This is a genomic window from Synechococcus sp. LTW-G, from assembly GCF_054459035.1.
In genome coordinates this window covers 178,486-202,193 of record NZ_JBTKYW010000001.1, presented here as the reverse complement: position 1 = coordinate 202,193, position 23,708 = coordinate 178,486, and the positions used below count along the sequence as shown (strand labels likewise).

The following is a 23,708-nucleotide window of genomic DNA, read 5'->3' as shown; positions in this document are numbered from 1 at the left end:
GCAACCGGCCATGACGCACTACCGCATTGAACGGGCAAGCGACGGCCAGGCCCTGGCTCGTCTCGCTGCCCAGACCATTGCTTCCCATCTGGATCTAGCCCTCGACCAACGGGATCGGGCTCAGTTGGCTCTCTCTGGCGGGAGCACCCCAGCGGTGGCCTATGGCCTGCTCGGCAAGGAACATCTCCCATGGGAAAGGGTCGATGTGTTCCTTGGCGATGAACGTTGGGTCGATGCAGAGGATGCTTCGAGTAACGCCCGCATGCTTCGGCAGACCCTGCTGAAGGACGGTCCCGGCAGCAAGGCCGCCTTCCATCCCGTGCCGACGGTGAGCCTGCCGACCCCAGAGGAGAGTGCCGCGTCATTCGCTTCGGCCATCCAGAGGGTCTGTCCTGGCGAGCCCCCGATTTTTGATCTGATGGTTCTCGGCTTGGGTGAGGACGGCCATACGGCCTCCCTGTTCCCCGGCACCGAGGCGCCGACGATCACCGATCGGTGGACCACGGTCGGTCGCGGTAAGGGACTTGAGCGCATCACCTTGACCGCACCTGTTTTGAGTGCGGCCCGCCAGGTGATCTTTCTGGTGAGTGGATCAGGGAAGGTGCAGGCCCTCAGCCGCCTGCTGGATCCGAGTGAATCACCCGATAGGACCCCCGCCAAGTTGGTCACTCCCCGCAATGAGGTTCTTGTCCTGGCGGATGAGGCCGCGCTCGCGGGTGTGACTGCGGCAGGCTGACGCCGTTGCTTTGGATCGCATCCATGCTTGCGCCACTGGTCCTGGCACAGGGAGCTGATTTCCCTGGATGGCACACCCTCAACGACACGATCATGGGGGGACGCAGCCAGGGTCAGTGTCACTCCACCGCGTCTGGCTTGCTGATGGAGGCCGTCGTTGAACCCGAGGGCGGCGGCTTTGTGAGCTGCCGCTCAGCGGTGCTGGATCCACCGCTGGATCTCTCCTCCTACGGAGCCCTCGAGCTCGAACTCGATGGCGATGGTCGCCGCTACAAGCTGGCCCTGGCCAGCCGTGATGGGGTGGCCGGCCTCACGGAACTGATCCCAGGTGGATTGCGTTGGGTGGCGGAGTTCTCCACCCGGCCCAACGGCACCTCTGTGGTGACGATTCCCTTTAGTCGTCTCACCCCCAGCGTTCGGGCCACCCCCGTTGGCCTGCCCCTTCGCTTTGATCCCGCACGGGTGACCAGAATTCAGATCTTGCATTCCAAATTTGGAGACATGGGCGGCCGTAATCCCGGCTTCCGGCCCGGTGCCCTGCGCTTGCTGCTCCGCTCGATCCGAGCCGTGGCCTGACTGTGGACCTCGAACCCCTCCTGAGCGAATTGGCCAAGGCCGCCGATGTCTGCCTGAAGCCCTATCGCCACGCCCTGCGTTTCAGTGGCGAACCGCCCTCCACCGTCGGGGACTGCAGTGATTGCTGTCTCTTGATCGAAGCGCGCGACACCGATGGGGTTCGCCACCCGGATCGCGATCTCGAGCTGGAGATCTACCGCAGCGGCGACGAACTGAATCTGATGCTCAGCATGGTGGCTGATGAACAGGCACCCATGCTTTGGCATGGCAGCCATCCCGTCTGGATGCAAGCGAACTCAGGGGAGCGCTGCGAACGCCCCAGCGCCGGCGCCCCCCTTGAAGCCCTCTGCAGGCGAATTCGCGCCTTGATTGCTGGCGAGGCCTAGAGGTCAGGCTGGTCGGTCACAGCACCTTTGCTGCTAGAGCTCACCAGCCGGGCGTACTTACCCAAAACACCGGTGCGGTACCTCGGCTCAGGCTTGCTCCAGGCGGCCCGGCGGGCGGCCAGTTCGGCGTCATCAACATTGAGTTGGATCAGCAGTTGGCTGGCATCAACGGTGATGCTGTCGCCCTCCTGGACCAGACCGATGGTTCCGCCCACGGCCGCCTCGGGCGCCACATGGCCGACCACCAGTCCAAACGAGCCCCCGGAGAAGCGTCCATCGGTGATCAGGGCCACGGAATCCAGTAGGCCCTGGCCCACGATCGCGGCGGTGGGGCTGAGCATCTCGCGCATGCCGGGGCCACCCACGGGACCCTCCTGTCGCACCACCACCACGTCGCCTGGGTTGATCTGCTTATCGAGGATGGCGGCCAGGCAGGTTTCCTCGCTTTCAAATACGCGGGCGGGGCCGGTGATCACCGGATTCTTCACCCCGCTGATCTTGGCCACGGCACCCTCTTCGGCCAGGTTGCCCTTGAGGATTGCCAGGTGTCCCTTGGCGTAGAGCGGATTGCTCAGCGGCCGGATCACGTCTTGGCCGGCTGGGGGCACCGCGGGAACATCGGCGAGCACCTGCTTGAGGGTTTTGCCCTCGATCGTTTTGCAATCGCCGTGGAGCAGACCGGCATCCAGCAGCAGCTTCATCACCTGGGGGATGCCACCGGCCTGGTGGAGATCCACGGTGACGTACCGGCCGCTGGGCTTGAGGTCGCAGATCACGGGCACCCGTTGGCGGATGGTCTCGAAGTCATCGATCGAGAGATCAACGCCAGCGGTGCGGGCCACGGCCAGGAGGTGGAGCACGGAGTTGGTGGAGCCGCCGACGGCCATGATCACGCTGATGGCGTTTTCAAAGGCCTCGCGGGTCATCAGATCGCGGGGAAGGATGTTGGCCTTGATCGCTTCAGCCAGCACCTCCGCGCTGCGGGCAGCGCTATCGGCTTTTTCAGGATCTTCGGCAGCCATGGTGGAGCTGTAGGGCAGGCTCAGGCCCATGGTTTCGAAGGCCGCACTCATCGTGTTGGCGGTGAACATGCCGCCGCAACTGCCGGCGCCAGGGCAGGCGTTCTTCTCAATGGCCGTGAGCTCCTGCTCGTCGATCCGTCCACCGCTGAACTGACCCACCGCCTCAAAGGCACTCACAACGGTGAGGTCACAGGCGCCGAGCTTGCCGGGCTTGATCGTGCCGCCGTAGACAAAGATCGAGGGGATATTCATCCGCGCCATGGCCAGCATGGCCCCAGGCATGTTTTTGTCGCAGCCGCCGATGGCGAGCAGCGCATCCATGCTCTGACCGTTCACGGCTGTCTCGATTGAATCCGCGATCACCTCGCGGCTCACCAGGGAATACTTCATCCCTTCGGTGCCCATCGAGATGCCATCACTCACGGTGATGGTCCCGAACATCTGGGGCATGGCACCCGCCGCGTGAGCCGCATCCTCAGCCCGGCGGGCCAGATCGTTGAGGCCCAGGTTGCAGGGCGTGATCGTGCTGTAGCCGTTGGCGATGCCGATGATCGGTTTGTTGAAGTCAGCGTCTCCAAAACCGACAGCCCGCAACATGGCGCGGTTGGGGGAGCGCTGAATGCCCTGGGTGATCGCGGCGGAGCGAAGCATGGCTGCGGGGTTGTCTTCCCAGCAACCTACCGAGGAGCCCTTTCAGCTCTGGGGGCTCAGCCCCTCGAGCTGCCTGCGAACGTCTTCGATCGCTTGGTTGAGCTCTTGAACCTTGTCCTGAAGTTCAACCTCCCGGACCACCGGGCGGTCGCTGTTGGGGTCAAAGGCCTGATCGTCGTGATCGGCCAGCCGACTTAGGCGCAGGCTTCGCTGTTGCCGGGTGTTTTGCTGGCGCCGCTCAGCCTCGGAGTAGAGCCACCAGGCAAAGCCAGCGGCACCGATCACAGCACCAACCAAGAGGGTGCTCAGAGAACCTGAACCGCCGTCTCGGTTGGACATCGCGTGGACCTGCTTTGAAGTTGCCTCAGCCTACGAAGCCTGACTGCGGCCTGCCATACAGACGGTCGCCAGCGTCACCTAAGCCAGGAATGATGCGCTGCTGATCGTCCAACTCGGCGTCGATACAGCCGGTGTAGATGGTCAGATCGCTGTAGCGCTCACCGAGGGTTTTCAACCCGGGACTGGCGGCAAGTGTGGAGATCACCCGCACCCGTTGGCCAGTCACCCCCTTGGTCTCCAGCTGTTCGAGCACGTTCAGGAGCGTTCCAGCAGTGGCCACCATGGGTTCAAAGACCAGCACCCCTGCATTGGCGGGGATGGTCTCCGGAAGTCCGTTGAAGTAACACCGGCAGCGACCGCTGGCCTCATCCCGTTGCAGGCCCATGTGGGCGACGGCAGCGCTAGGGATCACCGACTTGGCTCCGTCCCATAGCCCCAATCCTGCTCGGAGGATGGGCACAGCCAGTACCGGAATCGAACCGTCAACGATGGTCCCTTCCGTCTGGGCCAGTGGTGTCTGCACCTGCACCCGCTGGTAAGGGATCCAGTCCCGAATGGCCTCATAGGTCAACCATCGACCCAGTTCGACCATCGCTGTTGCAAAGAGGGGCTGAGGGGTCTCTCGATCCCGCAACACGGTCAGCCAATGGCCAATGAGGGGATGGGGAGGGACCACCACCCGAAGGGTCTTGCTCATCGGTCGCGCTCCGGTATCCGCCTGCAATAACTTGAGCGCCCAAGTTAAAGCTGCAGTGCGGAACCTCGTTGCGCTCGTTCAGTTGCTCGTGGCCCGCTCACTGAGCACCCTCGCCCTCGGCGTTGTTCTGCTGCTGGCCTCTGTTCTTCCAGCGGCCTCCCCGGCCTTGGCGATTACCGCCCCCGAACTCCGTGGTCAGCGCAGCGCTCAGGACCTGCAACCGGACATGCACGGCCGAAACCTTCAGCAGCAGGAGTTTCTAAAAGCCTCCATGGAGGGGTTTGACCTCAGTGAGACCGACCTGCGCGGGGCCGTGTTCAACACCGCCAATCTGCAAAACGCCAACCTCTCGGCGGCTGATCTCGAGGATGCCGTGGCCTTCGCCACCCGCTTTGACAACGCTGACCTCAGCGGTGCGGTCTTTCGCAACGCGATGCTGATGAACAGCAAGTTCACCGGCGCGGTCATCGAAGGCACGGACTTCACCGACGCGGTTCTGGACCTGCCGCAGCAGAAGGCCCTTTGTGCCCGGGCCAGCGGCGTCAATCCACGTACGGGTGTCGATACCCGCGAAAGCCTGGCCTGTCGTTAATCAGCGCTTAGGCTCAGTGCTCCGGTTCTTCGGGGGATCAGCCCGAGGAGGAAACGGGGAAAGTCCGGTGTAATTCCGGCGCTGTCCCGCAGCTGTGAAGAGTCCTATCCCCAGGGCTCCAGTCAGAACGCCCGCCGGTTCATTCCCATAAATCACCTGGCGCGGACCAGTCCTATTGATGTTCAAGCGTTTCGGGGCCCCTGCGCTCCTGCTGGCTTCCCTCTCTGCCGCGCCAGCTCTGGCCCATCACCCGATGGAGTCCATGGCGCTGGTTCCCTCACCGCTGAGTGGATTGATCAGTGGTCTGGCCCACCCGCTGCTGGGGCCTGACCATCTGCTCTTTCTGATTGCCCTGGCCCTGGTCGGCTTTCAACGCTCCATGCGTTGGACCATGGCGTTGCTGCTGGTGGGCCTCAGCGCCACGGCACTGGGTCTTTGGTTGCCCGGTCTGCCTGGTGCCGAGGCACTGGTCTCCCTCTCCCTGGTGGTCGAGGGCCTCGTGATCGTGGGCCGTCTTCCTGCCCTCAGCTTGATTCCCGCCTTCGCTCTGCACGGTTATGTGCTCAGCGCCTCGGTGATTGGCTGGGAGTCCACCCCCATTGCCTTCTACCTGCTGGGTTTGTTGCTCAGCCAAGGCGCTCTGTTGACCCTCTCCCTCGTTGGCCTGCGTCGCTTCAGCCAGGGGCTCCCGCTGAGCCAGAAACAGCTCCTCGCCGGTGTGATGGTCGGCATCGGCGCCGCCTTCACCTGGACCGCGCTCGTCGCCTGACCATGACTGTGGCACCCGCATCACGCCTCCCGGTCACGGTGGTGACCGGGTTTCTTGGCGCTGGTAAATCGACACTGTTGCGTCAGCTGCTGGTCTCCAGTGGCCTGCGGCTTGCCGTTCTGGTGAACGAGTTTGGTGAGGTGGGGATCGATGGCGATTTGATTCGCAGCTGCGGCTTTTGCCCTGAGGATGAGCTCGACGGACGGGTCGTTGAGCTGGCCAACGGTTGCCTCTGCTGCACCGTCCAGGACGAGTTTCTGCCGGTCATGCAGCAGTTGCTGCAGCGCGCTGACCAACTCGATGGAATCGTCGTCGAAACCAGTGGCCTCGCCCTGCCCGTGCCCCTGGTGCAGGCCTTCCGCTGGCCCGAGATTCGCACCAAGACCCGTGTGACGGGCGTGGTGACCGTTGTCGACGGTGAGGCATTGAGCGGCGGAAGTGTCGTTGCCGATCCCAGTGCCCTCGAGGCCCAACGACAGGCCGATCCAAGCGTGGATCACCTCAGTGACATCAACGCGCTCTTCGACGATCAGCTCGAAGCCGCCGATCTCGTGCTGATGAGCCGGGCGGATTGTTTAAGCGAGGAGGCCGTCGACCGTCTCCGCCGCCGCTTGAGCGACCAGGTCCGCAGCGGCGTGTCTGTTCTGCCCATGGCCCGCGGCGACGTCCCAGCGGCTCTGCTGATGGGACTCGATCGCCCCGAACACGACGACGATCATCACCACGACCACGACCACGACCACGACCACGACCACGACCACGATCACCACGACCACACCCACGTGGCGATGGAATCGCTCGCCTTCCAGTGGCAGGGAGTGACCAGCAAAGCCCAGCTCGAAGCCCTGTTGCCGGCTTGTATTACAGACCAAGGCCTGCTGCGTCTCAAGGGACGGGCTTGGCTGCCTGGTAAAACCCACCCGCTGCAGATTCAGGCGGTTGGCCCGCGTCTGGAGTGTTGGTTTGACAGCGGTTCGCGGCTGGAGCGCCCCAACGACGACGGTCTGGAGCTTGTCGCCCTGGGCCTGTCGCTCAACGGTTCAGCCCTGAAGGATCAGTTGATCGCCGGTCTGGGCTAGTCCATCGGCAAGGCTCCTTTGGCGCAGATGCCCCCCCAGCAGAGAGCCTGCTCAGATCTCCAGTGGGGCTGAACAAGCCGGGGCTCTCTTGCCGCCTCCTGAAGTTCGATCTGTCCCCGTCCATCGTGGTGAAAGTCCAGTCGGCGCCCACCGACCTGGAGCCACCAGTGCTCCCCGAGCCGTTCAACGGTCAACGTGCAGGGCTGCCAGCGGGCCGATTCGAGCTGGCATTCGAGCGGAAGGGAAAAGGGTTCCTCCCCTCTGGCGACCTGGGCGGTGAGGAGTGCCCAGGCTGTCAGCAGCCCAGTCAGCAGCGGTAGGCGATCCACGGCGACCCCTTAGGACCCCCTCCAACCTGACCACAGCCCGGTCCAGCGTCAGCCGGCCTGCCAAGATTTAACAAACCCCACCTAGAGCTCAGGTGCCCGTCTTCTCTGCCCGTGTGTTGGTCTCCCTGAGGCCCTCCGTGCTCGATCCCGCTGGTGAAGCCACCCGAGCCGCTGCCTCACGCCTGGGTGTCGATGGAATCGGCAAATTGCGGATCGGTAAGGCCGTGGAGGTGGAGCTTGAGGCTCCTGACGCCCAGACCGCCCGTCAGCAGTTGGAGCTGTTGAGTGACCGGTTGTTGGCCAATCCCGTGATCGAGGACTGGACCCTCGAGCTCAAGGACGACTCCAGCGCTGGAGCCTGAGCCATGACCCTTGGTGTCGTTGTTTTTCCCGGCTCAAACTGTGACCGGGATGTCCAGTGGGCAGCCCAGGGCTGTTTGGGCATCGAAACCCGCTTTCTCTGGCATGAGGAGCGCGATCTGAGTGGTCTTGATGCCGTGGTGATTCCAGGCGGATTCAGCTACGGCGACTACCTGCGCTGCGGAGCGATTGCGCGCTTCGCCCCTGTGCTGGAGGAAGTCGCGGCCTTCGCGAAGCGCGGCGGTCGCGTGCTCGGAATCTGCAATGGCTTCCAGGTGCTGACCGAGATGGGCCTCTTGCCAGGCGCCCTGACCCGTAACCAGAAACTCCACTTCATCTGCGAGCCCACGGATCTTCGCGTTGAGCCGGGTCACTGCAGCTGGCTTCAGGGCTACAGCAGCGGCGAGGTGGTGAATTTCCCTATCGCCCATGGAGAGGGGCGCTACCAGGCCGCTCCCGATGATCTCAAGGCCCTTGAGGACCAAGGCCAGGTGGTGTTGCGCTACTGCCGCAATCCCAACGGCTCTGTCGCCGACGTGGCTGGCCTGACCAATGCCCAGGGCAATGTGCTCGGCCTGATGCCCCACCCCGAACGGGCCTGTGACCCAGCGACCGGTGGGGTCGATGGACGCCGTCTGTTGGCCAGCCTGTTGGGATGAAACCCTGGCGCCGCCGTGAGCTGCTCCTTGGGGCACTAGCGGCAGCGGTTCCCCTGGCTGCCCGCTCCCGAGCAGCGACGCAGCGCGGCCCGGCACCGTTGAAGCCGGGAGCACGGATTGCAGCGCTCGCACCAGGCACCTGGCTTGAGCGAGAGGATCCGATGTTGGAGCTCCTGCAGCGGCGCTGCCGGCAGGAGGGTTGGCGGCTTCTCACTCCGCCTGAGCTCTGGGGCCAGTGGCGGTGGTTCTCCGGCACGGATGAGCAGCGCGCCTCCTCCCTGCGGCAGGCCTGGCTCGATCCCTCCATTGATGCGCTGTTCTTGGTCGGGGCGGGCTGGGGCAGTGCACGCGTACTCGAGCAGGGCTGGTCCATCCCGTCCACCCCACGCTGGTGTGTTGGGTTTTCAGATTGCTCAGCGGTGCTCCTCGCCCAACTCGCCGCAGGCAGTTGCGGTGGGGTGCATGGCTGGTTTGGCGGATCGGACGTTCAGTGGGAACGCCTGTCTTCTCTGCTCAAGGGGAGGCCTGTGGCATCCCTTCAGGGCCGGCGTCTACGGCCAGGCATCGCCCGCGGAGCACTGGTGGTGAGCAACCTCACCATCGCCACGAGCTTGATCGGTACGCCTTGGCTGCCCGCCCTGCGGGACAAAATCTTGGTGCTGGAGGACATCGGTGAAGCTCCCTATCGCGTCGATCGGCAGCTCACGCAGTGGCGCAGCTCAGGGTTGCTCGATGGTGTGAGCGGGATTGGCCTAGGGCGCTTCAGCTGGGCTGAGGACGATGTCTTGCCAGGGGACTTCTCTATGGAGGAGATCCTCGAGGAGCGGCTCGGAAACTTGGGTATCCCGCTGGTGTATCAGCTACCAGTCGGCCACGGGCGGCCCAACATGGCACTGCCCCTCGGCGTTCCAGCGCAGTTGGACGGTGCGACAGGAAAACTGAGCCTGGCAGCCCCTGATTGAACATAAAAAAGGGGGCCTCTCGGCCCCCGTAGATCGATGGGAACTGGGGATCAGTTCACAGCAGCGAAGAACTCCTTGCTCTTCACGGGATCGGGGTTCATGGTCTTCTCGCCAGGGGTCCAGTTGGCGGGGCAGACCTCGTCGGGGTGGTTGCGGATGTGCTGGAAGGCCTGGAGCAGTCGCAGGGTCTCATCAACACTGCGGCCGACGGGCAGGTTGTTGATGGTGCTCTGCATGATCACACCATCGGGATCGATGATGAACAGACCGCGCAGGGCCACACCGGCTTCCTCATCGAGCACCTCGTAGGAACGGGCGATGTCCTTCTTCAGGTCAGCGACCAGGGGATAGGCGATGTCGCCGAGACCACCGTTCTTACGGTCGGTCTGCACCCAGGCGAGGTGAGAGAACTGGCTGTCAACGGAGACGCCCAGGACTTCACAGTTACGGCTGGAGAACTCGCTGTAGCGATCGGAGAAGGCCGTGATCTCCGTCGGGCAGACGAAGGTGAAATCCAGGGGGTAGAAGAACAGCACCACGTACTTGCCGCGGTATGAGGAGAGGGTCACCTCCTTGAATTCCTGATCGACCACTGCAGTGGCGGTGAAGTCAGGAGCCTGAAGACCGACGAGCCTCGACATAATCCGTGAAATGATTGGTGGAGACAGGGATTAGACCCAACGTTTCGGTTAACCCGAACCCGGATCGACTTCCAGTTGTCACCGCAACAATTTATCACGCTTCTCCTGCACCCGCGCTGCCCAATAGGCTGAGGGTCTTACAGACCAGCGCTAATGGCTTGGGATCCGTCGCTGCTGCGGAAATACAACACCACCGGCCATTTTCGGCTACTGAACCAGCTCCGCGGGGAGTTGAAGGACCAACCGATCCAGCGGCCACTGTCCACGACCCGTCCAGAGGCGACCCGGCGTAATCCAATCCGTCGCCGCTCCGAGGCGGACCAACCAAGCGCCTCCCCTCAGGCAAGCTCGCCGGCCCCCAGTCGGACCAGTTCGAATCGTTTCCGCCGTCAGGCCGAGCCCACTCTGCAGCCTGCGATTACGAGCTTTGACCCGATCGTGACGGTGCCCGTTCTTCTGGACGCCTTCACAGAACAGGAGAACTAAGCAGACAGGGACGGTCCCGCCGCTGCTTCGTTACAAAGCCTGTTGTTCCTTCATAAACGGGAACCCACTCGGCTATTCGTTGAATCAGAACAGCATCTGATCCCCTCTTGATGACTGAAGCGACGACGACCGCTCCCCTCAAGATCCTGGTCGCAGATGACGAAGAGAACATTCGCCGCATCCTTGAGACCCGACTGGTGATGCTTGGTCACGAGGTGACCCTTGCCGAAAACGGAGCCCAGGCACTCGAGCATTTCCGCGCATCAGAACCGGATGTCGTGGTTCTCGACGTGATGATGCCGGAGCTCGACGGTTTTGCCGTGACCGAGCGCATTCGTGCCCAGTCGGAGGTCCCGATCATCCTCTTGACCGCCCTCGGCGATGTGGCAGACCGGATCACGGGTCTGCAGCTTGGCGCCGACGACTACATGGTGAAACCCTTCAGCCCGAAGGAGCTGGAGGCGCGAATTCGCTGCGTCATGCGGCGCGTCAGCTCTGTTCAGGCCAATGGGGTGGCCGGGCCCGGCCGCACGGCCCATGTGGTGGTCGTGGGTGACCTCAGCATCGACTTCAACAAGCGTCAGGCCCATCGGGGCGATGAGCGCATCCGACTGACCGGCATGGAGTTCAACCTGCTGGAGCTTCTGCTTAGCCGGTCTGGCGAACCGATCAGTCGCCTGGACATGCTGGAGAAGGTCTGGGGCTATAAGCCCGAGCGCTCCTCCGACAGCCGAGTGGTGGATGTGCACATCTCCCGGCTGCGGGCCAAGCTCGAAGATGATCCCGAAAACCCGGAACTGATTCTCACCGCTCGGGGCTTGGGCTACATGTTCCAGCGCATTCCCCAGGCGCTCGAGACCCTCAGCGCGTAAAGCGAACCCGATAGGCCCCATGGCTGGGGCCGAAGTGGTTCATCAAGGCATCCCGAGCTGCGTAGTGCAGTTCCTCAAGGTTGCTAGAGCGAATGCTCAGCTGCGGTTGCTCACTTTGGGCTTGCAGGTTTTCCGCTGAGCAGGAAACGCGAAAGACGACCTCGCGCATTGTTCGGTGGCCGTGTTGGCTCCACAAGTGTTGGTCACACTGCCCTTGTGCTTCCGTCGCCTGGGCTACCCGCGCTGGTGATGGGTCATGAAGTTCTGACAGTGGTCGATGGCGGCCTGCAAGTTGTCTGACTCAGTGAGTCCGGAGGCCTTGGTGGGCTTAAAGCTGTGATCTCCGCTCTGCAACCAGGTCAACTCCACCGACGCGGCCAGGGGATAGCGCTCCACTTCCTCACGGCGTCCAAAGCTGTCCCGTTCCCCCTGGAGAATGAGGCACGGGGAGTGCATGACCTCGAGATGGTCGGTGCGCAATGACTCTGGTTGTCCTGGGGGATGGAAGGGGTAGCCAAGGCACAGGCAACCCTGGACGTCGCTCAGCGTGTCGATGAGCAGGCTGGCGATGCGCCCTCCGAGGGACTTCCCAGCGATAAACAGATTGGCGCCACCTTGCCGCTGTTGTTCGCTGATTACCTCCTCGCGGTAGGCATCAAGGAGTTTGGGGAGTCGATCTGGTCCACAACGTCGACCCAGCTCCCGACTTCGCTGCATGTAGGGGAACTCGAAGCGCACCACCCGAACACCGCAATTGCCGATGCCTTCTGCGACGGTGTTCATCCAGGGGCTATCCATCGGTGCGCCTGCACCGTGGGCAAGAAGGAGTGTGGTGTTGGCCGTCTCGGGTCCATTGATCAGCCTCGCTCCATCGTCACGGGTCATGGCACCAGGAGGGAGCGGGCGTGTTCCGTCAGTGTCGCAAGGCCTGCCGTGCTGTTTTGGATGACCAGGTCGGCTTGAGGTTTCAAGGGAAGAATGAATTCCCTTTCCCCGGGCAGCGTCTCCAGCACCGTCTGCCGAATCACATAGGCCAAGGAATGCCCGCGTTCACGGCGATCACGCAGTAGGCGTCGCCAGAGGCGCAGCGGCATCGTGAGCTCCAGATAGACCATCGATCGCAGCAGCGGCTCCTCCAGCAGGAGCTGGGGACCAAAGGCGCCCTCCAGAACAATCAGGTCATAGGCCTGAATCAAAGGCTCGTGCCGGGCCTGGTGGCTGACCATGTCGTAGCGGCGAAGGCTGGTGGCGTCCCCCCTGCAGAGCTGCTCCAGATCAGCAAGCAGAGCCTCGGCATCAATGCCAGCAGGGGTGTCGTAGCCGTAGACCGCATCCGGGGTCCATTCGTGCCAGTAGTAGTCATCACAGGACAGTGGCAACACCCTGATGCCGTCACTCTCCAGAAGGTCCTGCAGGGCTCGCGTCATGCTGGTTTTCCCGGCAGCGGACGGGCCGCAGAGACAGAGAAGAGGGATCACTGCTGCAACAAGCCAGAGAGAAAACTGCTCAGCTGGAACCCACTGGGGTAGCTGACATCACCCACCACCCATGATCCATCGGCGGTCTGCTGCATCTGCAGAGAGAGCCGTTGTGGAGTCTCGGAGAGACGTCCTTTCAGACCCGTAAACACCGCGACATCGGCACTGTCGCTGCTGCAGCCCACCACGAGCACGTTGTGGGTGTAAACCTGCGTGCCACTGAAGGGATCAAAATCCAAATAGCCACGCCCCTCACCTGGGTTGAGCTGATAGGCAGCGCTCAAGTCCTGGTACAACGCTGGGCTGAGAAGGTTTTGGATGGACTTCAGCTCAGGGCGCCCCGGTGTGTCCTGCCGTCCGATTTGCCAGCGATACAGCTGAGTGATGGGCGTCTCGATGGCCGGTGAGCAGCTGCAGGCCAGTGCGCTGGAAGGCGCCAGCGCCACGCAGGCCAAGAACGGCAAGACCTGTCGGAATGCCTGCATCACTCCCCGGTTTAACTGGCCAGACCCTAGGTGTGGAGTGAACGCAGACAGCAAAAAGCCCCGCCGAAGCGAGGCAATAAGCGATGGCTCGGGGGAGACTTGAACTCCCGACCTTGGGGTTATGAATCTCGAGAACTTGGTCGTAATCCCTTGCTATCACTGGGGTGGCCTGGAGGACTTTGCACGGGACTTTGCACGTTTGCCAGATCTTGATAATTAGAAACACGGTCTCAACGCTGTCTCATTGCTGTCGGATCTGGCTTTTATTCGGCCTGCAGACGCATCAGGACGCGCTGTTCATGCCAGAGCGTGTTTGAGCGCGGAGCCAGTGGATTGGCCTTCCGGAAATGATGTCCTTGGCGGAAGTAACCGGCTGATTTCAACCGTTGGAGAGTTACACGGTGGAGGCTGAGAAGCTCGGCCATCTGGCGTGTACAGATCCACTGGCGACTTGAGTCACTCTTCATCGGTTGACTGCGGCTGCCGGAGGCTATTGGCAACTACTTGCTACTCAGTGCCGGCCTTCACCCCGCCCGCCCACGGAGCTCCCAAGGGCTAGGCCCGCCAGGATGCTCAGGCCCTGGCTGACGGCCTCATCAATCCGGTCCTGGGGGCGACTGCAGAAGGCCGAAACGGGTGCCTCTGGAGGGATGTTCTGCTGTTGCTCGAGCGCTGGCAAGCCATTGCTTCGCACGTAGAGCCAACTCAGGGCCGTGCAGTTGAGGAGATCGAAGGCCAAGGTGGCGCCCTGAAAGCTAAGGATTCCGGCGGAGATCCAAACCACTAGCCGGCGTGAGTTCATCTGCTGGAGACCCTGGAGAACGAAGGGTTCCGAGCGCTGCATCCGGAACCCTTCAGGGCCGTCTGCTCCGCGCGCCTTGTCTGAACCGATCCAGCTGCTCTCAGCGGTCCGTCATTTCCAAGAACTGCCGCATCAGTGCGAGGCCTGGGTTCTGCTGCAGGACAGCCTCACTCCGGAGCAGCTGGAGAGGTTCGCCGCTCGCTACCGAGGCGGGCTGACACCAGGGCTGATCCAGCTGCCCGTTCCCTACCTGAGCCAGAACGACAGCGCCACCGATCAGGGCCGGCGGATGTGTTTCTCCTCGAGTTGTGCCATGGCCGCTGCCTTCCTCAAGCCGGGTTGCTTGGCAGGGCAAGGGCAAGTCGATGACCAGTACCTCCGGTTGGTTCAGCGCTATGGCGACAGCACCGATGCCAGCGCTCAGATTGCGGCCCTCGGCTCCCTGGGCCTGCGGGCGCGCTTTCGTCAGGACGGTGCAATCGAGGATCTACTGCATCAGCTCAGGCGCGGGCTCCCCTGTCCTGTCGGCTGGCTGCATCGCGGTCCGGTCAGCGCACCGCGTGGCGGCGGCCACTGGAGTGTTGTCGTGGGGTGGGATCCGGCCTCAAGGCAACTGCTGATGCATGACCCCAATGGCGAGGCCGCCCTTGCCGAGGGCGGCTATGTGAGTACAGCCATTGGTAGCGGTCAGGCCCTGCGCTATTCCGAGCGCAACTGGAGCCCCCGCTGGCAAGTGGAGGGCCCGGGTAGCGGCTGGTGGATTCAACTCAGCCCGGCGAATTGATCGCTGCATGGACCTGCGGGGACAGGGCGGGGAACCCTTTGAACAGTTGCCCGAACCTTCGCGATGACCTTCACCCCAACCGCCGCCACAATCTCGCTGCACAGCCACCACCACGTGCGCCAGGGCCTGGAAGCGCAGCTGCGCCAATGCTGGGCGATGTATAGCGCTGTTCCCTCAGAAGCCAACCGCTATCAACTGGTGCGGCTCGAGCGCTTGCTCCAGGAGATCTGAGCTGGCAATCCATGGCCAGAGGCGTTAGAACCGCCACATTGCAGAGGATGACTACTGCACGCTTAAGGAGGTCTGAGGAGGCCTCCTTTTTTGATGGTTGCAATCAGCGATCTGAGCTCACTGCTATGCCTTGCGGGGCGATAGCTACTGCTTAAGTCTTATCTCTGCCAATGCTCACCGGCTCTGATCTGCTCGCCAAAGTCAAAGAGCTGGGCGATGTCTCCAAATCCGATGTGGTGCGGAGCTGCGGATACGTGAGCACCAAGAAGGATGGCGGTGAGCGTCTGAACTTCACCGCCTTCTATGAGGCCCTGCTGGAAGCCAAGGGCCTCAGCCTCGGCAACGACGGCGCCGGCCGGGGCAAAGGTGGCCGCAAGCTCAGCTACACAACCCGTGTTCAATTCAATGGCAATCTCATGATCGGCAAGGCCTACACCGCCATGCTCGATCTCAAGCCTGGAGATGAGTTTGAGATCAAACTAGGTCGGAAGCAGATCAAGCTGATCCCAGCGGGTGGTGCCGAAGAAGAGGATTGATCCTCTCCGCTGCGAATGATTGCCGCTGGATCCGTCAGCGGCTCTTCACGCAGTAGCTGCCAGAGCTGTACCAACCCAACGGGCAAGAGTTTCCCTGCTTCTGGATCGCCTCCCGGTTGTTGCTTGGGCTGCTGACGCAGTAATTGCCTGAGCTGTAGAAACCCAGCGGGCAGCTGTTGCCGGTTTTCTCCAATGCTCCGCGGGTATTCCCGCTCTTCGAGGGCACGCAGTAGCTGCCGGAGCTGTAGTAGCCGAGCGGGCACCCTCCCACTTTTGTGAGGGGTTGGACCGGTTGCTGGGCTATCGCGACTGGGCCCAGAGAAACGATGAGTCCCAGGGGTAGAAGCGCCCCCAGAACGGGTTCGCAGATGAGCTTCCTGATGGTCATGATCCGCTGCGTTGAATAATCCGGCACAACCGGTTGATCTGCTCCGCTTCTTCGATCGTGTTCGCCAAGCCGCTCGTCAATCCAGGGGAGCCCACCACGATCGAGAGGCACTGGGCCCGGCTGATCGCCACATTCAGGCGGTTTGGCGAGAGCAGAAAGCCCAGACCCCGTGGAGCATCGTCACCGCTACTGGCTGTCAGCGAGAGGATCGCAACCGGTGCCTCCTGCCCTTGGAACTTGTCCACCGTGCCCACCCTGGCTTTGCCGTCTAGGCGCTGGCGCAGGCGGTTCACCTGCACGTTGTAAGGGGCGATCACCAGGATCTCTTCTGAGCTGAGCGTGCCGCTGCCCTTGGCATGGGTGTACGACCCACCAAGCAGTGCAGACACGATCTGATCGATCCGCTCGATCTCGGCCTCACTGGTCACGCTGCAGCCGCTGTGGTGCACCGGTTCAAACACCAAGCCGCGATCAGGTAGGGAACGCCCAGATGCAGACAGGCAAGGTCTGGCCCACTGGATGGCGTTGGCGGCGTTGCCACGGCTCGCCTCAAGGCGCCCGTCATAGAAGAGCTCCGAGACAACAGCGGTGATCGAGGGCTCCATCCGCCAACTGGTGGAGAGGAAGACCCCGCGGTCTGGCGGCACCACGGCGGCGGCCGCTCTGCCCTGTCCCGCCTAGGGCACGGCCTCAGCGACCGGCTCGAGTGCATCCAAGAGGGCCTCGAGTTCCGCCTGGGACTGGCGCTGCAATAGAGCGATCAGCTCTGGACCCGGCGCCGCTGCGCCGCTGATCTCAGCCGCCACCGCCGCAGGCAGCGCAGCGGCCAGCTGCATGGCCAGGGCGGCGATCGAGCCCTCGAGCGAGAGCAAGGCGAGGTTGGACAGCCAATCCAGCGCGGCGCGGCAGGCCGGGTCCTGCAACTGCAGAGCGCCCACGAGCTCGCGGGTCTCTGGGGCATGGATAAACAGCCGTAAGGCACGCCGCTCGGCCCGTTGCCGCGCCGTGCTCAAGCCCTGCCTGTGGAGCATGGGATCGCAGTGCGGCAGCCCTCCACCCGACAGGGCCTGCGTCAGGCGCGTCTGCGCTGATTGGCGCAACACCCCATCGGGCCAGGGCTCAAACAAGGAGCGCACCTCTCGCTCCACCGCCTGCAGCGTCTCCAGCGGCACTCCTCCATCGCCCCGTAGCAATGGCGCAAGCAGCCGCTCCAGACGCCAATCGAGCCAGTGGCGCGCACTCGCCAGCAAGCCCTGAACGCCTGTTGGGCCTTCGCTGGTGATCAGGGCGTCGACGTCGACGCCACCACTGAGTTGCAGCACAGAAGCGCTCAAGCCCCCAGCCACCAGCTGCGGCTGCAGCTGCTCGATCAAGCGCTCCGTGGCGCTCTGGCCGGCTTGATCACCATCGAAAGCGATCAACAGGTGCTTCATCCCCTGGCGCCGGAGCAGTTGCAGTTGCAGCGGCGAGACGCTGGTGCCAAGGCAGGCCACGGCAGTGCGGAAGCCGGCCTGGTGCAGCTGGAGAACATCCAGCGGTCCCTCCACAAGCAACGCCGTGCCTTCCTTGCGGATCGCGTCCGCGGCTTGATCCAAACCAAAGACCAGGCCATTGCGCTGAAACAGCAGATCGCAAGCGCTGTTGCGGTACTTGGGCTCTTGGCTATCAGTCGCCCGGCCGCAGAAGCCCACGGTCTGCCCTGAGGCGTCATTGAGCGGCAGCATCAAGCGGCCAGCGGCGAAGCCCAGCTGCCAGCTGCGAGCCGTCTCGGCACTGATGCCACGGCTCTTGAGGTAGTCCGCCCCGTCACCGCCCTGCTCCAGCTGCCGCTCGAGCTCCTTGTGGAACTGGGTGCGCTGCTCGCTGCGCTTGGCCATCAACGCTCTGCGCTCGCGCCACGCCTGCTCAAAGCGCGCCTGGGCCTCGGCGTCACCGTCGGCCACGTTCACGCCACTGCGGCGGGCCAGCTCGAGCACTGCCTCTTGAAAGCTCAACCCCTGCCGGTCCTGCAGCCAGCCGATGGCATCGGTGCCCTTGCCGCAGACAAAGCAGTGCACCCGGTTGCGCTTCGGGCTCACGGTGAGCGAGGGCCGCCGGTCCTCATGCCACGGGCAGGACGCGATGTACTCCGATCCGGCCTTGCGCAGCTCTGCGGGGCTGAACAGATCGACGACGCGGGCGCGCTCGCGCACCTGCTCCAGCAGCGCCGGGGTGATCACAGACATTCGACCCCCGGATAAAGGTCCGAGCCGTTGAACACCCGCCGGCCCTCATCGGCCTCCAAGAAGCAATGGCCCCGGTCCAGGCGGATCGTGGTTTTGCTGAGGTCATTGCCGCCCGCCATCTGCCCATGGCGGAACTTGCCGTGGTGCACCTCCAGGACACCAGGCTTAGCCGGGCTGAACTCATCGAGCTTGGGGCGATCAACCAGCCAGACCGCCGAGGCGTAGCGCTCCAGCTCTGAGGTCCCCGCCAGGTGAGAAACATCCGGGCCGGTGGGGTTGCCATAGGCGCCGCGGTTGAGCTGGGCCACCACAAAGGCATCGAGCTCGCAGCGTCCGGCCATCGCCTTGATCGCCATCGCCCGCGCCGCTAGCTCTGCCGTGGTGTTACTGCCGTAGCCGGCGGTTGGGCCCATGGCGTGGAAGTGATCGAGCACCACCGCCGCCAGATCCGGATGGGCGCTCTTGCAGTCCTCCACCAAAGCCGCCAAGTCCTCCACGGTGGCAGCGAACTGGGATTGATAGAGCACCTTTCCCATCGGCGCCCCATTGGGCGCGATGCCCTCTGAGAACTGCGCGGCCCACCCCCGCAGCTGCTCGAGCTCAGGGCCCTCAATGACTCGACCACGGCCCTCGAGGTCATTGGTGCAGTAGCTCGAGCGATAGCTCCCAGCCGCACGGCGGCAGTAGTGCGAGAGCAAGCGGGCACCGATCGCGCGCCGGCTGAGCTCACAGGAGAGCACCAGCACCGAGGCCCCATTGATCGCCAGGCCCATCGCCGCTGCAATCGCCAGCGTGGTTTTGCCCACACCCGATCGCGCCGCCAACACCCAGGTGCTCTCGCCGGTGCCCGGCAGGATCCCGCCGCGCATGTCCATATCCAGCGAGGGGATGCCGGTGGAGATGGGCTTTGGGCGCTGCTCCTGCGGCAGTGAGGCCAGGGCAATGCTTTCGCTGGCCGCATCGCTGGCGCTGCAGACCGCGATGCTCTGGCGAAAACGGCCCGCCGTAATCGCGGTGGCCTCGTTCAAAAGCGCACGGCACTGCTCCAGTTCGCTGTCGATCGCGCCATCGCACCGCTCGCGGCCCAACAGCCGCCGCAGGCCCGGGTAAAAGAGCGCGCGGGCCTTGGCGCTCTGGAACAGCTGACAGGCCAGCTCGAACTCCAGCTCGGGGTGGGGGGCTCCGTCCTCTCCCCAGTCCAGTAGCGCAGAGAGCGTGGTCTCAAGCTGTTGGATTGAGCCGCGGAAGCGACCATCCAGGGCCCGTTGCTGCAGGCCCTCACGAATCGAGTGGGCGTTGAGCAGCGCCAGGTCGCGCTCACCGCGATAGAGCGCATCAATTTCAAGCGCCAGGGCCCGATGCCCGGGATCAAGCCAGAGGCCCGCGGGCACGGCCTCGTCAAAGCGCAGACCAATGGCGCGGCGGAATTGCCCCCAGCGCTGCTTCTGGTCGCCGCTCCCGCGCAGGACCGCTGCCAGCAGGTTTTTCTCATGGAGGAGCAGCGCCTCTCCATCCACCCCTGACGGCAGCGCCAGCGGTTCTGCGGCGATCAGGCCGCCGCTGGTTTCAAGCAAGGCACCGCTGTCGATGGCGCGTTGCACCACCTCCGGGTCAAAGCCTCCCGGAACCGGCCGATTCAGATCTGCCATCGCTCAATACATCTCTGCGGGTTGCTGGAACTGGAGCGCAGCGCTCCCTGTTGGCCCGTGGCCCTCGGCCTCAAGCCGCTCGATCAGTCGCTGCTTCTCAGCGGCCTGCAGCTTGAGCGCCTCGATCCCCTGGCCTCGCCATTGGTGGCCGTCCCAGAGGAACAGGCGCCGCGCACGCTCGAGATCCGCGTCGCGCCCGCAGGCCCCTGCGCCCCAGGTGAAGACATGCCAGAACTCCGGGCCCAGACCAGCTGCCTTGCGATCGGCGCTCAACAGCGCCGCAATGCAATCGCTGCCGCTGCGTCCGTTCGGGTAGGTCTCGCGCCAGAAGGAAGGCATCTCCGAGAGGGCCGCAGCGCTTCGTTCCCACAACGACTCGGGCGAGCCGGCGTAGCGGATGGCGCGCTGCAGCCGCGGGAGCAGCACGGCGCCTTTGGGTTGATAGGCCGGCCAGCTGCCGGGGCGGTGGCGGTTGTAGGTCGCCGCAAACTGCTCCACCAGATCGCTCGGTGCTTTCAGCTCAATCGAGCGCTGCGGCGCAGGCGTGGAGCTCCCTTGGCGGTGCAGTTCTGCCCGTGTGCCCTGGGGCCCTGTGCTGTAACTCAGCCAGCCCATCGCCTGCAGGTCCGCCAGGTCGTCGCGCAACAGACGCGGTTGCAGATGCCAGGCCTCCGCCAGCTCGCGGATCGCGAAGCACACCACTCCCGTTGGGCGTGCACGCCACTGCAGGTGGCCATAGAGGCTGGCGACGCGCAGGGCTCGGCTGGGCTTGCTGGATCCGCGGCGCCGCCCCTGGAGCTGCAGCAAGGCCTGGTGGGTTTGTTGGATCGCCTGCGTTCGAACGCAGAAAAATTGCATACCGGATCAGGAGGTCCTGCTCCTGTCGTGACGGCAGAGGCTATGGGCACCGCACGTCTTCCCTGCGGAGCCCCCTGGACCCCAGCCGCTGGTGTTCTCTTCTTCTTCTTTTTCTTCTCTCTATAGAAGTGAGGCACACCAGCCCTCACCCGCAGGGCACGACAGGCCTCATCCCTGGGGCACAGCAGACACCGCTGCCATAACCCAACTGCAGTGGTGAGCGCAACCGTGGAAATACGGGGAATGCTCCGCGCAGTTGCGTCCTTGCCATGGCCCCCCGTCGACCCTGCCTGACCTCCTCCGTTGATGCCTGGTTGCAGTCCGCCAGCCGTCATCAGCCCCTCAGTGAGCGCACCGTGCTCGAGCTCTCCCGCCGGATCCAACGCTGGCAGCAGCATCCCGATGGTCCGGATCATGCCCCCAAGCCCGTGCGCCGCAGCGCGCTGCGTGCACGCGATCAGCTGGTCCAACACAACCTGCGGCTCGTCAGTCACACCTGGCGGCGTAACCGCCATCTGCTGCCCCTGCGCGATGAGGGCACCGTTGATGCCATGCAGGAAGCGGCGCTGAATCTGGTGCGGGCCGCTGAAAAGTTCGATCCGGCCAAGGGTTACCGGTTCTCGACCTACGCCAGCTTTTGGCTGCAGCGCGGCTTCTCTGAATTCCTGCAGCGCGGCCGGCGCATGATTCGTTTTCCGGCGGAGAAGGCCGGTCTGATGCTCAAGGCACAGCGCTTGATTGAGCAACACCAAGCCAACACCGGTTCGGCGCCCTCGCTGCCGTGGCTGGCGGCTCAGTTGCGCTTCAACGGCAAGGCACTCAAGCCAAGCCAGCTGGCTGAACTGTTGCAGCAATGGCGCGGAACGCTGACGGACTCCCTCGATCAGGGCGTCCAGGAGGAGGAGAGCGATCGAGGGTTCTCCTTGTTAGTGCGGGCCTCGCAGCAGATCAGCCGAGAACAGGGCGATCAGCAGCGTGAGGATCAATCACTCGCGTCCCTCGAGCGCTGGTTATCTGCGCTGGAGCCGCTGGAACTGCGGGCGATTCGCAACCTTTACTTGCGCCAGCCCTGCCTCACTCCACCTCAACTGCGCCGCTCCTTCCCTGGCATGAGCCCAGAGGAGATTCAAGGTCTTAAGCAACAGGCTCTGGGCAAGTTGCGCGCCGCAGCGCTAAAGCAAGACCAGTGATCCAGAAGCAATGGGGACAGAGAACCCGCCTGCTTCCCTCCAGGTTCTTAAGCAGGCCGTAGCCGATCTCAGTGGCGGTTGGGATCTGCTGGTCTGCAGCCCTAACCAACGGCTGATCTCCACCGCTGCGCTGCTGCTAGAGCCGCTGTCCTTCCGCCTGCTCAGTCCAGCTGAATGGATCAGTGGAGCCTCCCTCAGTGGCCGCCCTGCACTGCTGCTCTGCGATGACCTCTATCCAGGCGGCGGCGCACAAACCCTGCTCACGGCGCGATGCCACAACAGAGAGCACCCGCCGATCCGGCAGGTGCTGGTTGGCCTGGATGAGCGGGTCAGCGACGAGCGGCTGCGTTGTCTTTGGCAGTGCGCTCCCCAGGGGTTGATTTGTAGCCAACGCACGGGCGAGGGCCAACTGCTTCAAGCCATGGCCTGCCTCCTGCGTGGCAACAGCTGGCTAGACCCAGCCTTTGCGGCGCGCCTGCAACAGGCCGGCGAGTGCAGAGCAGTTCTGACCGACCGTGAGCAGGAGCTCCTGCGGATGCTCGCTGCAGGCCGCACGACAACGGAGATGGCGGCCTTACTGCAGGTGCGGTGCGACACCATTCGACGCCGCTTTAGTGGGCTGTACGCCAAGACAGGCAGCCGCGGGCAACGGGACCTACTGAGCTGGGGGCTGGAGCAGGGCGTGCTGCGCAGCGGCGACCTCCTCCGTTCCGCTGAGCCTTGCCTACAAGCAAGTCGCTAAGGCAGTCGGCCTCAAGCAGTACATCCAGCGCGATGATCTGGCATGCCGTGCGCCTGCGCGGGAGCCATCCAGCCAGATGCCGGCGCTGACCCAGGGGAATGGGTCGCGGTAGGTCAAGGCATTGGCCCGTGAAGGGCAGCCAGCGCGTGATGCCATCGCCTTCTCGCCAGGGCTCAAGGCTGGTGATCTCAAGCAGCTGCTTGATGCTGTTGTCTCCCTGGCTGAGCGATGTCAGATACATCAGCTCAGCGCGCGGGCCATCGGGCAGCTCCAGGGGCATCCAGAAGCCACGGGCGGCGGCATTTGCCATGGCTTCGCGGTGGTGGTGAGTGAGAAGAACCTGTGTGTTCATGGCCTGTTGGCATCACTGCTTGGGTTCTCGCTCCGGTTCAAACCCCAGTGCAGCCCACGGCTGTGGCCTGGAGCTGCCACAGCCGTGGGATCAAGGCAGCACAGCTGTGGGCAGGTGCTTGGGGCAAGCGCAGGCAGATTCAGAGCCTGTGCTGCAAGCCACAGGATCTTTTCCCCTTTCAGGGCTGCGCTGGTCTGCGGAACCCTTGGGGAGTTGCATTGCACCCATGCCCTGGTTCACCCGCGGCAGTGTCATCGGCATCGCCTTGGCACTGATTGTTCAGCTATTGGCCCCCACACCCCTACGCGCGGTGCTGGTGGGGCGACTCGAGCCCAGCGGTGCCCATAGCCTCTCGCACCTGCACAACGGATGAATGCCAAGACGCCCGCGCCGTCCGATGACGAGCGCCCAGCGCGCCTTTGCCTGTGAGCACCTGGGCTTGGCCCATCAACAGGCACAGCGCTTTGCCCGCCGGTGGTCGGTCGCCGTCGAGGAGCTGATCGGACCGGCCTACGAGGGCCTTTGCAAGGGGGCCGTGGACTTTGATCCAAGCCGGGGCCATCGCCCCTCCAGCTATCTCGTCCCGAAGGTCAAGGGCGAGCTGCTGCACCACTTCCGCGATACCGGCTTCTCAGTGCGCATTAGCCACCGCCTGCGGGAGCTCTGGATCAAGGCCCGCAAGTACGTCACCCAAGGCCTCAGCGATCCAGAGATTGCTGAGCAGCTCGAGGTCCCGCTGGAGCGCTGGCTCGATTGTCGCTGCGCCTGCGGACAACGGCCGATTCCGTTGCATGAACTGCAGCAGATCTAGGCACCCCTGAGTGCAACAAAGC

General features: G+C 63.7%; 32 protein-coding genes and 1 riboswitch. Of the genes, 18 read left to right on the top strand and 14 right to left on the bottom strand.

The window, feature by feature from the left end; genetic code table 11:
• Positions 1–10: 10 nt before the first annotated feature.
• From pgl to ACXIQ9_RS01140, 3 genes are read left to right on the top strand one after another with little or no spacing between them, the layout of a single operon-like run.
• A complete protein-coding gene (pgl, locus tag ACXIQ9_RS01150) occupies positions 11–736 on the top strand; it encodes a 6-phosphogluconolactonase (RefSeq protein WP_459015059.1) in 726 nt (241 codons plus the stop codon).
• Between the two features lie 23 nt (positions 737–759).
• Positions 760–1,311 carry a CIA30 family protein gene (locus ACXIQ9_RS01145; protein WP_247478343.1) on the top strand — a complete coding sequence of 184 codons (552 nt, stop codon included), beginning with the start codon at positions 760–762 and terminating at the stop codon, positions 1,309–1,311.
• A 2-nt stretch (positions 1,312–1,313) separates the two neighbouring features.
• Positions 1,314–1,697 (top strand): hypothetical protein, encoded by a 384-nt coding sequence (locus ACXIQ9_RS01140; protein WP_010316940.1) that lies wholly within the window; start codon positions 1,314–1,316, stop codon positions 1,695–1,697.
• Here ACXIQ9_RS01140 and ilvD read toward each other — a convergent pair.
• The 3 genes from ilvD to upp are packed head-to-tail and all read right to left on the bottom strand — an operon-like array spanning position 1,694 to position 4,406.
• Positions 1,694–3,370, bottom strand: a complete 1,677-nt coding sequence (gene ilvD, locus ACXIQ9_RS01135; RefSeq protein ID WP_010316941.1) for a dihydroxy-acid dehydratase — start codon at positions 3,368–3,370, stop codon at positions 1,694–1,696. The genes ACXIQ9_RS01140 and ilvD overlap by 4 nt on opposite strands.
• Before the next feature lie 42 nt (positions 3,371–3,412).
• Entirely contained in the window at positions 3,413–3,709 is a 297-nt protein-coding gene (locus ACXIQ9_RS01130; protein ID WP_247478349.1) for a hypothetical protein, read from the bottom strand.
• A 25-nt stretch (positions 3,710–3,734) separates the two neighbouring features.
• Complete coding sequence (upp, locus tag ACXIQ9_RS01125) at positions 3,735–4,406, bottom strand: uracil phosphoribosyltransferase (protein ID WP_459015057.1); 672 nt, start codon at positions 4,404–4,406, stop codon at positions 3,735–3,737.
• A gap of 55 nt (positions 4,407–4,461) precedes the next feature.
• On the opposite strand from upp, the gene ACXIQ9_RS01120 reads away from it, so the two are divergent.
• From ACXIQ9_RS01120 to cobW, 3 genes are all read left to right on the top strand, one after another.
• Positions 4,462–4,998, top strand: coding sequence for a pentapeptide repeat-containing protein (locus ACXIQ9_RS01120; protein WP_459015055.1), 537 nt, complete (start codon positions 4,462–4,464; stop codon positions 4,996–4,998).
• A gap of 5 nt (positions 4,999–5,003) precedes the next feature.
• A riboswitch (cobalamin riboswitch) is annotated at positions 5,004–5,151 on the top strand.
• A gap of 25 nt (positions 5,152–5,176) precedes the next feature.
• Positions 5,177–5,767, top strand: a complete 591-nt coding sequence (locus ACXIQ9_RS01115; protein ID WP_459015053.1) for a HupE/UreJ family protein — start codon at positions 5,177–5,179, stop codon at positions 5,765–5,767.
• Between the two features lie 2 nt (positions 5,768–5,769).
• Positions 5,770–6,846: a cobalamin biosynthesis protein CobW gene (cobW, locus tag ACXIQ9_RS01110; protein ID WP_459015051.1), complete on the top strand. Its 1,077-nt coding sequence runs from the start codon at positions 5,770–5,772 to the stop codon at positions 6,844–6,846.
• On the opposite strand, the gene ACXIQ9_RS01105 is transcribed toward cobW, so the two are convergent.
• Positions 6,843–7,175 (bottom strand): hypothetical protein, encoded by a 333-nt coding sequence (locus ACXIQ9_RS01105; RefSeq protein ID WP_459015049.1) that lies wholly within the window; start codon positions 7,173–7,175, stop codon positions 6,843–6,845. The genes cobW and ACXIQ9_RS01105 overlap by 4 nt on opposite strands.
• Before the next feature lie 92 nt (positions 7,176–7,267).
• Between ACXIQ9_RS01105 and purS the strand changes: the two genes are divergently transcribed.
• The 3 genes from purS to ACXIQ9_RS01090 are packed head-to-tail and all read left to right on the top strand — an operon-like array spanning position 7,268 to position 9,156.
• On the top strand, positions 7,268–7,537 hold the full coding sequence (purS, locus tag ACXIQ9_RS01100) for a phosphoribosylformylglycinamidine synthase subunit PurS (protein WP_010316952.1): 270 nt from the start codon (positions 7,268–7,270) through the stop codon (positions 7,535–7,537).
• Positions 7,538–7,540: 3 nt separating this feature from the next.
• Positions 7,541–8,194, top strand: coding sequence for a phosphoribosylformylglycinamidine synthase subunit PurQ (gene purQ, locus ACXIQ9_RS01095; RefSeq protein WP_459015047.1), 654 nt, complete (start codon positions 7,541–7,543; stop codon positions 8,192–8,194).
• A complete protein-coding gene (locus ACXIQ9_RS01090; RefSeq protein ID WP_459015045.1) occupies positions 8,191–9,156 on the top strand; it encodes a S66 peptidase family protein in 966 nt (321 codons plus the stop codon). Before purQ ends, ACXIQ9_RS01090 begins: the two co-directional genes overlap by 4 nt.
• Positions 9,157–9,206: 50 nt before the next feature.
• On the opposite strand, the gene ACXIQ9_RS01085 is transcribed toward ACXIQ9_RS01090, so the two are convergent.
• Complete coding sequence (locus ACXIQ9_RS01085) at positions 9,207–9,797, bottom strand: peroxiredoxin (RefSeq protein WP_010316955.1); 591 nt, start codon at positions 9,795–9,797, stop codon at positions 9,207–9,209.
• 153 nt (positions 9,798–9,950) lie between these two features.
• Between ACXIQ9_RS01085 and ACXIQ9_RS01080 the strand changes: the two genes are divergently transcribed.
• Positions 9,951–10,283, top strand: coding sequence for a hypothetical protein (locus tag ACXIQ9_RS01080; protein ID WP_459015043.1), 333 nt, complete (start codon positions 9,951–9,953; stop codon positions 10,281–10,283).
• A 110-nt stretch (positions 10,284–10,393) separates the two neighbouring features.
• Positions 10,394–11,155 (top strand): response regulator transcription factor RpaB, encoded by a 762-nt coding sequence (gene rpaB / locus ACXIQ9_RS01075; RefSeq protein WP_247478376.1) that lies wholly within the window; start codon positions 10,394–10,396, stop codon positions 11,153–11,155.
• Here rpaB and ACXIQ9_RS01070 read toward each other — a convergent pair.
• The 5 genes from ACXIQ9_RS01070 to ACXIQ9_RS01050 all read right to left on the bottom strand — a co-directional run bounded on the left by ACXIQ9_RS01070 (position 11,145) and on the right by ACXIQ9_RS01050 (position 13,962).
• The gene (locus tag ACXIQ9_RS01070; protein WP_010316962.1) at positions 11,145–11,324 is read right to left on the bottom strand and encodes a hypothetical protein; all 180 of its coding nucleotides are present in this window, start codon (positions 11,322–11,324) and stop codon (positions 11,145–11,147) included. The genes rpaB and ACXIQ9_RS01070 overlap by 11 nt on opposite strands.
• A gap of 65 nt (positions 11,325–11,389) precedes the next feature.
• The gene (locus ACXIQ9_RS01065) at positions 11,390–12,040 is read right to left on the bottom strand and encodes an alpha/beta family hydrolase (RefSeq protein WP_010316963.1); all 651 of its coding nucleotides are present in this window, start codon (positions 12,038–12,040) and stop codon (positions 11,390–11,392) included.
• On the bottom strand, positions 12,037–12,633 hold the full coding sequence (locus tag ACXIQ9_RS01060) for a uridine kinase family protein (protein WP_296414968.1): 597 nt from the start codon (positions 12,631–12,633) through the stop codon (positions 12,037–12,039). Before ACXIQ9_RS01060 ends, ACXIQ9_RS01065 begins: the two co-directional genes overlap by 4 nt.
• Entirely contained in the window at positions 12,630–13,118 is a 489-nt protein-coding gene (locus ACXIQ9_RS01055) for a YqhG/Tai3 family protein (RefSeq protein WP_459015039.1), read from the bottom strand. The genes ACXIQ9_RS01060 and ACXIQ9_RS01055 overlap by 4 nt, the downstream gene beginning before the upstream one ends.
• A 511-nt stretch (positions 13,119–13,629) precedes the next feature.
• The gene (locus tag ACXIQ9_RS01050; RefSeq protein ID WP_240789399.1) at positions 13,630–13,962 is read right to left on the bottom strand and encodes a hypothetical protein; all 333 of its coding nucleotides are present in this window, start codon (positions 13,960–13,962) and stop codon (positions 13,630–13,632) included.
• A 34-nt stretch (positions 13,963–13,996) separates the two neighbouring features.
• Between ACXIQ9_RS01050 and ACXIQ9_RS01045 the strand changes: the two genes are divergently transcribed.
• From ACXIQ9_RS01045 to ACXIQ9_RS01035, 3 genes are all read left to right on the top strand, one after another.
• Positions 13,997–14,704, top strand: a complete 708-nt coding sequence (locus ACXIQ9_RS01045) for a papain-like cysteine protease family protein (protein WP_206338383.1) — start codon at positions 13,997–13,999, stop codon at positions 14,702–14,704.
• A 63-nt stretch (positions 14,705–14,767) separates the two neighbouring features.
• Positions 14,768–14,935, top strand: a complete 168-nt coding sequence (locus ACXIQ9_RS01040) for a hypothetical protein (RefSeq protein WP_164498767.1) — start codon at positions 14,768–14,770, stop codon at positions 14,933–14,935.
• Positions 14,936–15,105: 170 nt separating this feature from the next.
• Positions 15,106–15,471, top strand: a complete 366-nt coding sequence (locus ACXIQ9_RS01035) for an AbrB family transcriptional regulator (protein ID WP_296414980.1) — start codon at positions 15,106–15,108, stop codon at positions 15,469–15,471.
• A 384-nt stretch (positions 15,472–15,855) separates the two neighbouring features.
• On the opposite strand, the gene ACXIQ9_RS01030 is transcribed toward ACXIQ9_RS01035, so the two are convergent.
• Genes ACXIQ9_RS01030 through ACXIQ9_RS01015 form a run of 4 tightly spaced genes read right to left on the bottom strand, consistent with a single transcriptional unit; the run spans position 15,856 to position 20,591 of the window.
• Positions 15,856–16,509 (bottom strand): DEAD/DEAH box helicase, encoded by a 654-nt coding sequence (locus ACXIQ9_RS01030; RefSeq protein ID WP_296414982.1) that lies wholly within the window; start codon positions 16,507–16,509, stop codon positions 15,856–15,858.
• Positions 16,510–16,536: 27 nt separating this feature from the next.
• Positions 16,537–18,084: a DNA primase gene (locus ACXIQ9_RS01025; RefSeq protein ID WP_296414983.1), complete on the bottom strand. Its 1,548-nt coding sequence runs from the start codon at positions 18,082–18,084 to the stop codon at positions 16,537–16,539.
• Positions 18,075–19,733, bottom strand: a complete 1,659-nt coding sequence (locus ACXIQ9_RS01020; protein WP_296414985.1) for a DnaB-like helicase C-terminal domain-containing protein — start codon at positions 19,731–19,733, stop codon at positions 18,075–18,077. Before ACXIQ9_RS01020 ends, ACXIQ9_RS01025 begins: the two co-directional genes overlap by 10 nt.
• Before the next feature lie 3 nt (positions 19,734–19,736).
• Positions 19,737–20,591 (bottom strand): hypothetical protein, encoded by an 855-nt coding sequence (locus tag ACXIQ9_RS01015; protein WP_131457477.1) that lies wholly within the window; start codon positions 20,589–20,591, stop codon positions 19,737–19,739.
• A 269-nt stretch (positions 20,592–20,860) separates the two neighbouring features.
• Between ACXIQ9_RS01015 and ACXIQ9_RS01010 the strand changes: the two genes are divergently transcribed.
• The 4 genes from ACXIQ9_RS01010 (at position 20,861) to ACXIQ9_RS00995 (ending at position 23,686) form a co-directional block, all read left to right on the top strand.
• Positions 20,861–21,781 (top strand): sigma factor, encoded by a 921-nt coding sequence (locus ACXIQ9_RS01010; RefSeq protein ID WP_131457479.1) that lies wholly within the window; start codon positions 20,861–20,863, stop codon positions 21,779–21,781.
• 10 nt (positions 21,782–21,791) lie between these two features.
• On the top strand, positions 21,792–22,523 hold the full coding sequence (locus ACXIQ9_RS01005) for a response regulator transcription factor (protein WP_296414987.1): 732 nt from the start codon (positions 21,792–21,794) through the stop codon (positions 22,521–22,523).
• Positions 22,524–23,101: 578 nt separating this feature from the next.
• Positions 23,102–23,248, top strand: a complete 147-nt coding sequence (locus ACXIQ9_RS01000; RefSeq protein ID WP_161971435.1) for a hypothetical protein — start codon at positions 23,102–23,104, stop codon at positions 23,246–23,248.
• Positions 23,249–23,272: 24 nt separating this feature from the next.
• Positions 23,273–23,686 carry a sigma factor gene (locus ACXIQ9_RS00995; protein ID WP_131457483.1) on the top strand — a complete coding sequence of 138 codons (414 nt, stop codon included), beginning with the start codon at positions 23,273–23,275 and terminating at the stop codon, positions 23,684–23,686.
• Positions 23,687–23,708 lie beyond the last annotated feature (22 nt).

Coding starts and splice junctions, on each gene's coding strand:
- pgl (WP_459015059.1), top strand. CDS start 11: ATGACGCACTACCGCATTGAACGGGCAAGCGACGGCCAGGCCCTGGCT.
- ACXIQ9_RS01145 (WP_247478343.1), top strand. CDS start 760: ATGCTTGCGCCACTGGTCCTGGCACAGGGAGCTGATTTCCCTGGATGG.
- ilvD (WP_010316941.1), bottom strand. CDS start 3,370: ATGCTTCGCTCCGCCGCGATCACCCAGGGCATTCAGCGCTCCCCCAAC.
- ACXIQ9_RS01130 (WP_247478349.1), bottom strand. CDS start 3,709: ATGTCCAACCGAGACGGCGGTTCAGGTTCTCTGAGCACCCTCTTGGTT.
- upp (WP_459015057.1), bottom strand. CDS start 4,406: ATGAGCAAGACCCTTCGGGTGGTGGTCCCTCCCCATCCCCTCATTGGC.
- ACXIQ9_RS01115 (WP_459015053.1), top strand. CDS start 5,177: ATGTTCAAGCGTTTCGGGGCCCCTGCGCTCCTGCTGGCTTCCCTCTCT.
- cobW (WP_459015051.1), top strand. CDS start 5,770: ATGACTGTGGCACCCGCATCACGCCTCCCGGTCACGGTGGTGACCGGG.
- purQ (WP_459015047.1), top strand. CDS start 7,541: ATGACCCTTGGTGTCGTTGTTTTTCCCGGCTCAAACTGTGACCGGGAT.
- ACXIQ9_RS01090 (WP_459015045.1), top strand. CDS start 8,191: ATGAAACCCTGGCGCCGCCGTGAGCTGCTCCTTGGGGCACTAGCGGCA.
- ACXIQ9_RS01085 (WP_010316955.1), bottom strand. CDS start 9,797: ATGTCGAGGCTCGTCGGTCTTCAGGCTCCTGACTTCACCGCCACTGCA.
- ACXIQ9_RS01080 (WP_459015043.1), top strand. CDS start 9,951: ATGGCTTGGGATCCGTCGCTGCTGCGGAAATACAACACCACCGGCCAT.
- rpaB (WP_247478376.1), top strand. CDS start 10,394: ATGACTGAAGCGACGACGACCGCTCCCCTCAAGATCCTGGTCGCAGAT.
- ACXIQ9_RS01070 (WP_010316962.1), bottom strand. CDS start 11,324: ATGCGCGAGGTCGTCTTTCGCGTTTCCTGCTCAGCGGAAAACCTGCAA.
- ACXIQ9_RS01065 (WP_010316963.1), bottom strand. CDS start 12,040: ATGACCCGTGACGATGGAGCGAGGCTGATCAATGGACCCGAGACGGCC.
- ACXIQ9_RS01055 (WP_459015039.1), bottom strand. CDS start 13,118: ATGCAGGCATTCCGACAGGTCTTGCCGTTCTTGGCCTGCGTGGCGCTG.
- ACXIQ9_RS01050 (WP_240789399.1), bottom strand. CDS start 13,962: ATGCAGCGCTCGGAACCCTTCGTTCTCCAGGGTCTCCAGCAGATGAAC.
- ACXIQ9_RS01040 (WP_164498767.1), top strand. CDS start 14,768: ATGACCTTCACCCCAACCGCCGCCACAATCTCGCTGCACAGCCACCAC.
- ACXIQ9_RS01035 (WP_296414980.1), top strand. CDS start 15,106: ATGCTCACCGGCTCTGATCTGCTCGCCAAAGTCAAAGAGCTGGGCGAT.
- ACXIQ9_RS01025 (WP_296414983.1), bottom strand. CDS start 18,084: ATGTCTGTGATCACCCCGGCGCTGCTGGAGCAGGTGCGCGAGCGCGCC.
- ACXIQ9_RS01020 (WP_296414985.1), bottom strand. CDS start 19,733: ATGGCAGATCTGAATCGGCCGGTTCCGGGAGGCTTTGACCCGGAGGTG.
- ACXIQ9_RS01015 (WP_131457477.1), bottom strand. CDS start 20,591: ATGCAATTTTTCTGCGTTCGAACGCAGGCGATCCAACAAACCCACCAG.
- ACXIQ9_RS01010 (WP_131457479.1), top strand. CDS start 20,861: ATGGCCCCCCGTCGACCCTGCCTGACCTCCTCCGTTGATGCCTGGTTG.
- ACXIQ9_RS01005 (WP_296414987.1), top strand. CDS start 21,792: ATGGGGACAGAGAACCCGCCTGCTTCCCTCCAGGTTCTTAAGCAGGCC.
- ACXIQ9_RS01000 (WP_161971435.1), top strand. CDS start 23,102: ATGCCCTGGTTCACCCGCGGCAGTGTCATCGGCATCGCCTTGGCACTG.
- ACXIQ9_RS00995 (WP_131457483.1), top strand. CDS start 23,273: ATGACGAGCGCCCAGCGCGCCTTTGCCTGTGAGCACCTGGGCTTGGCC.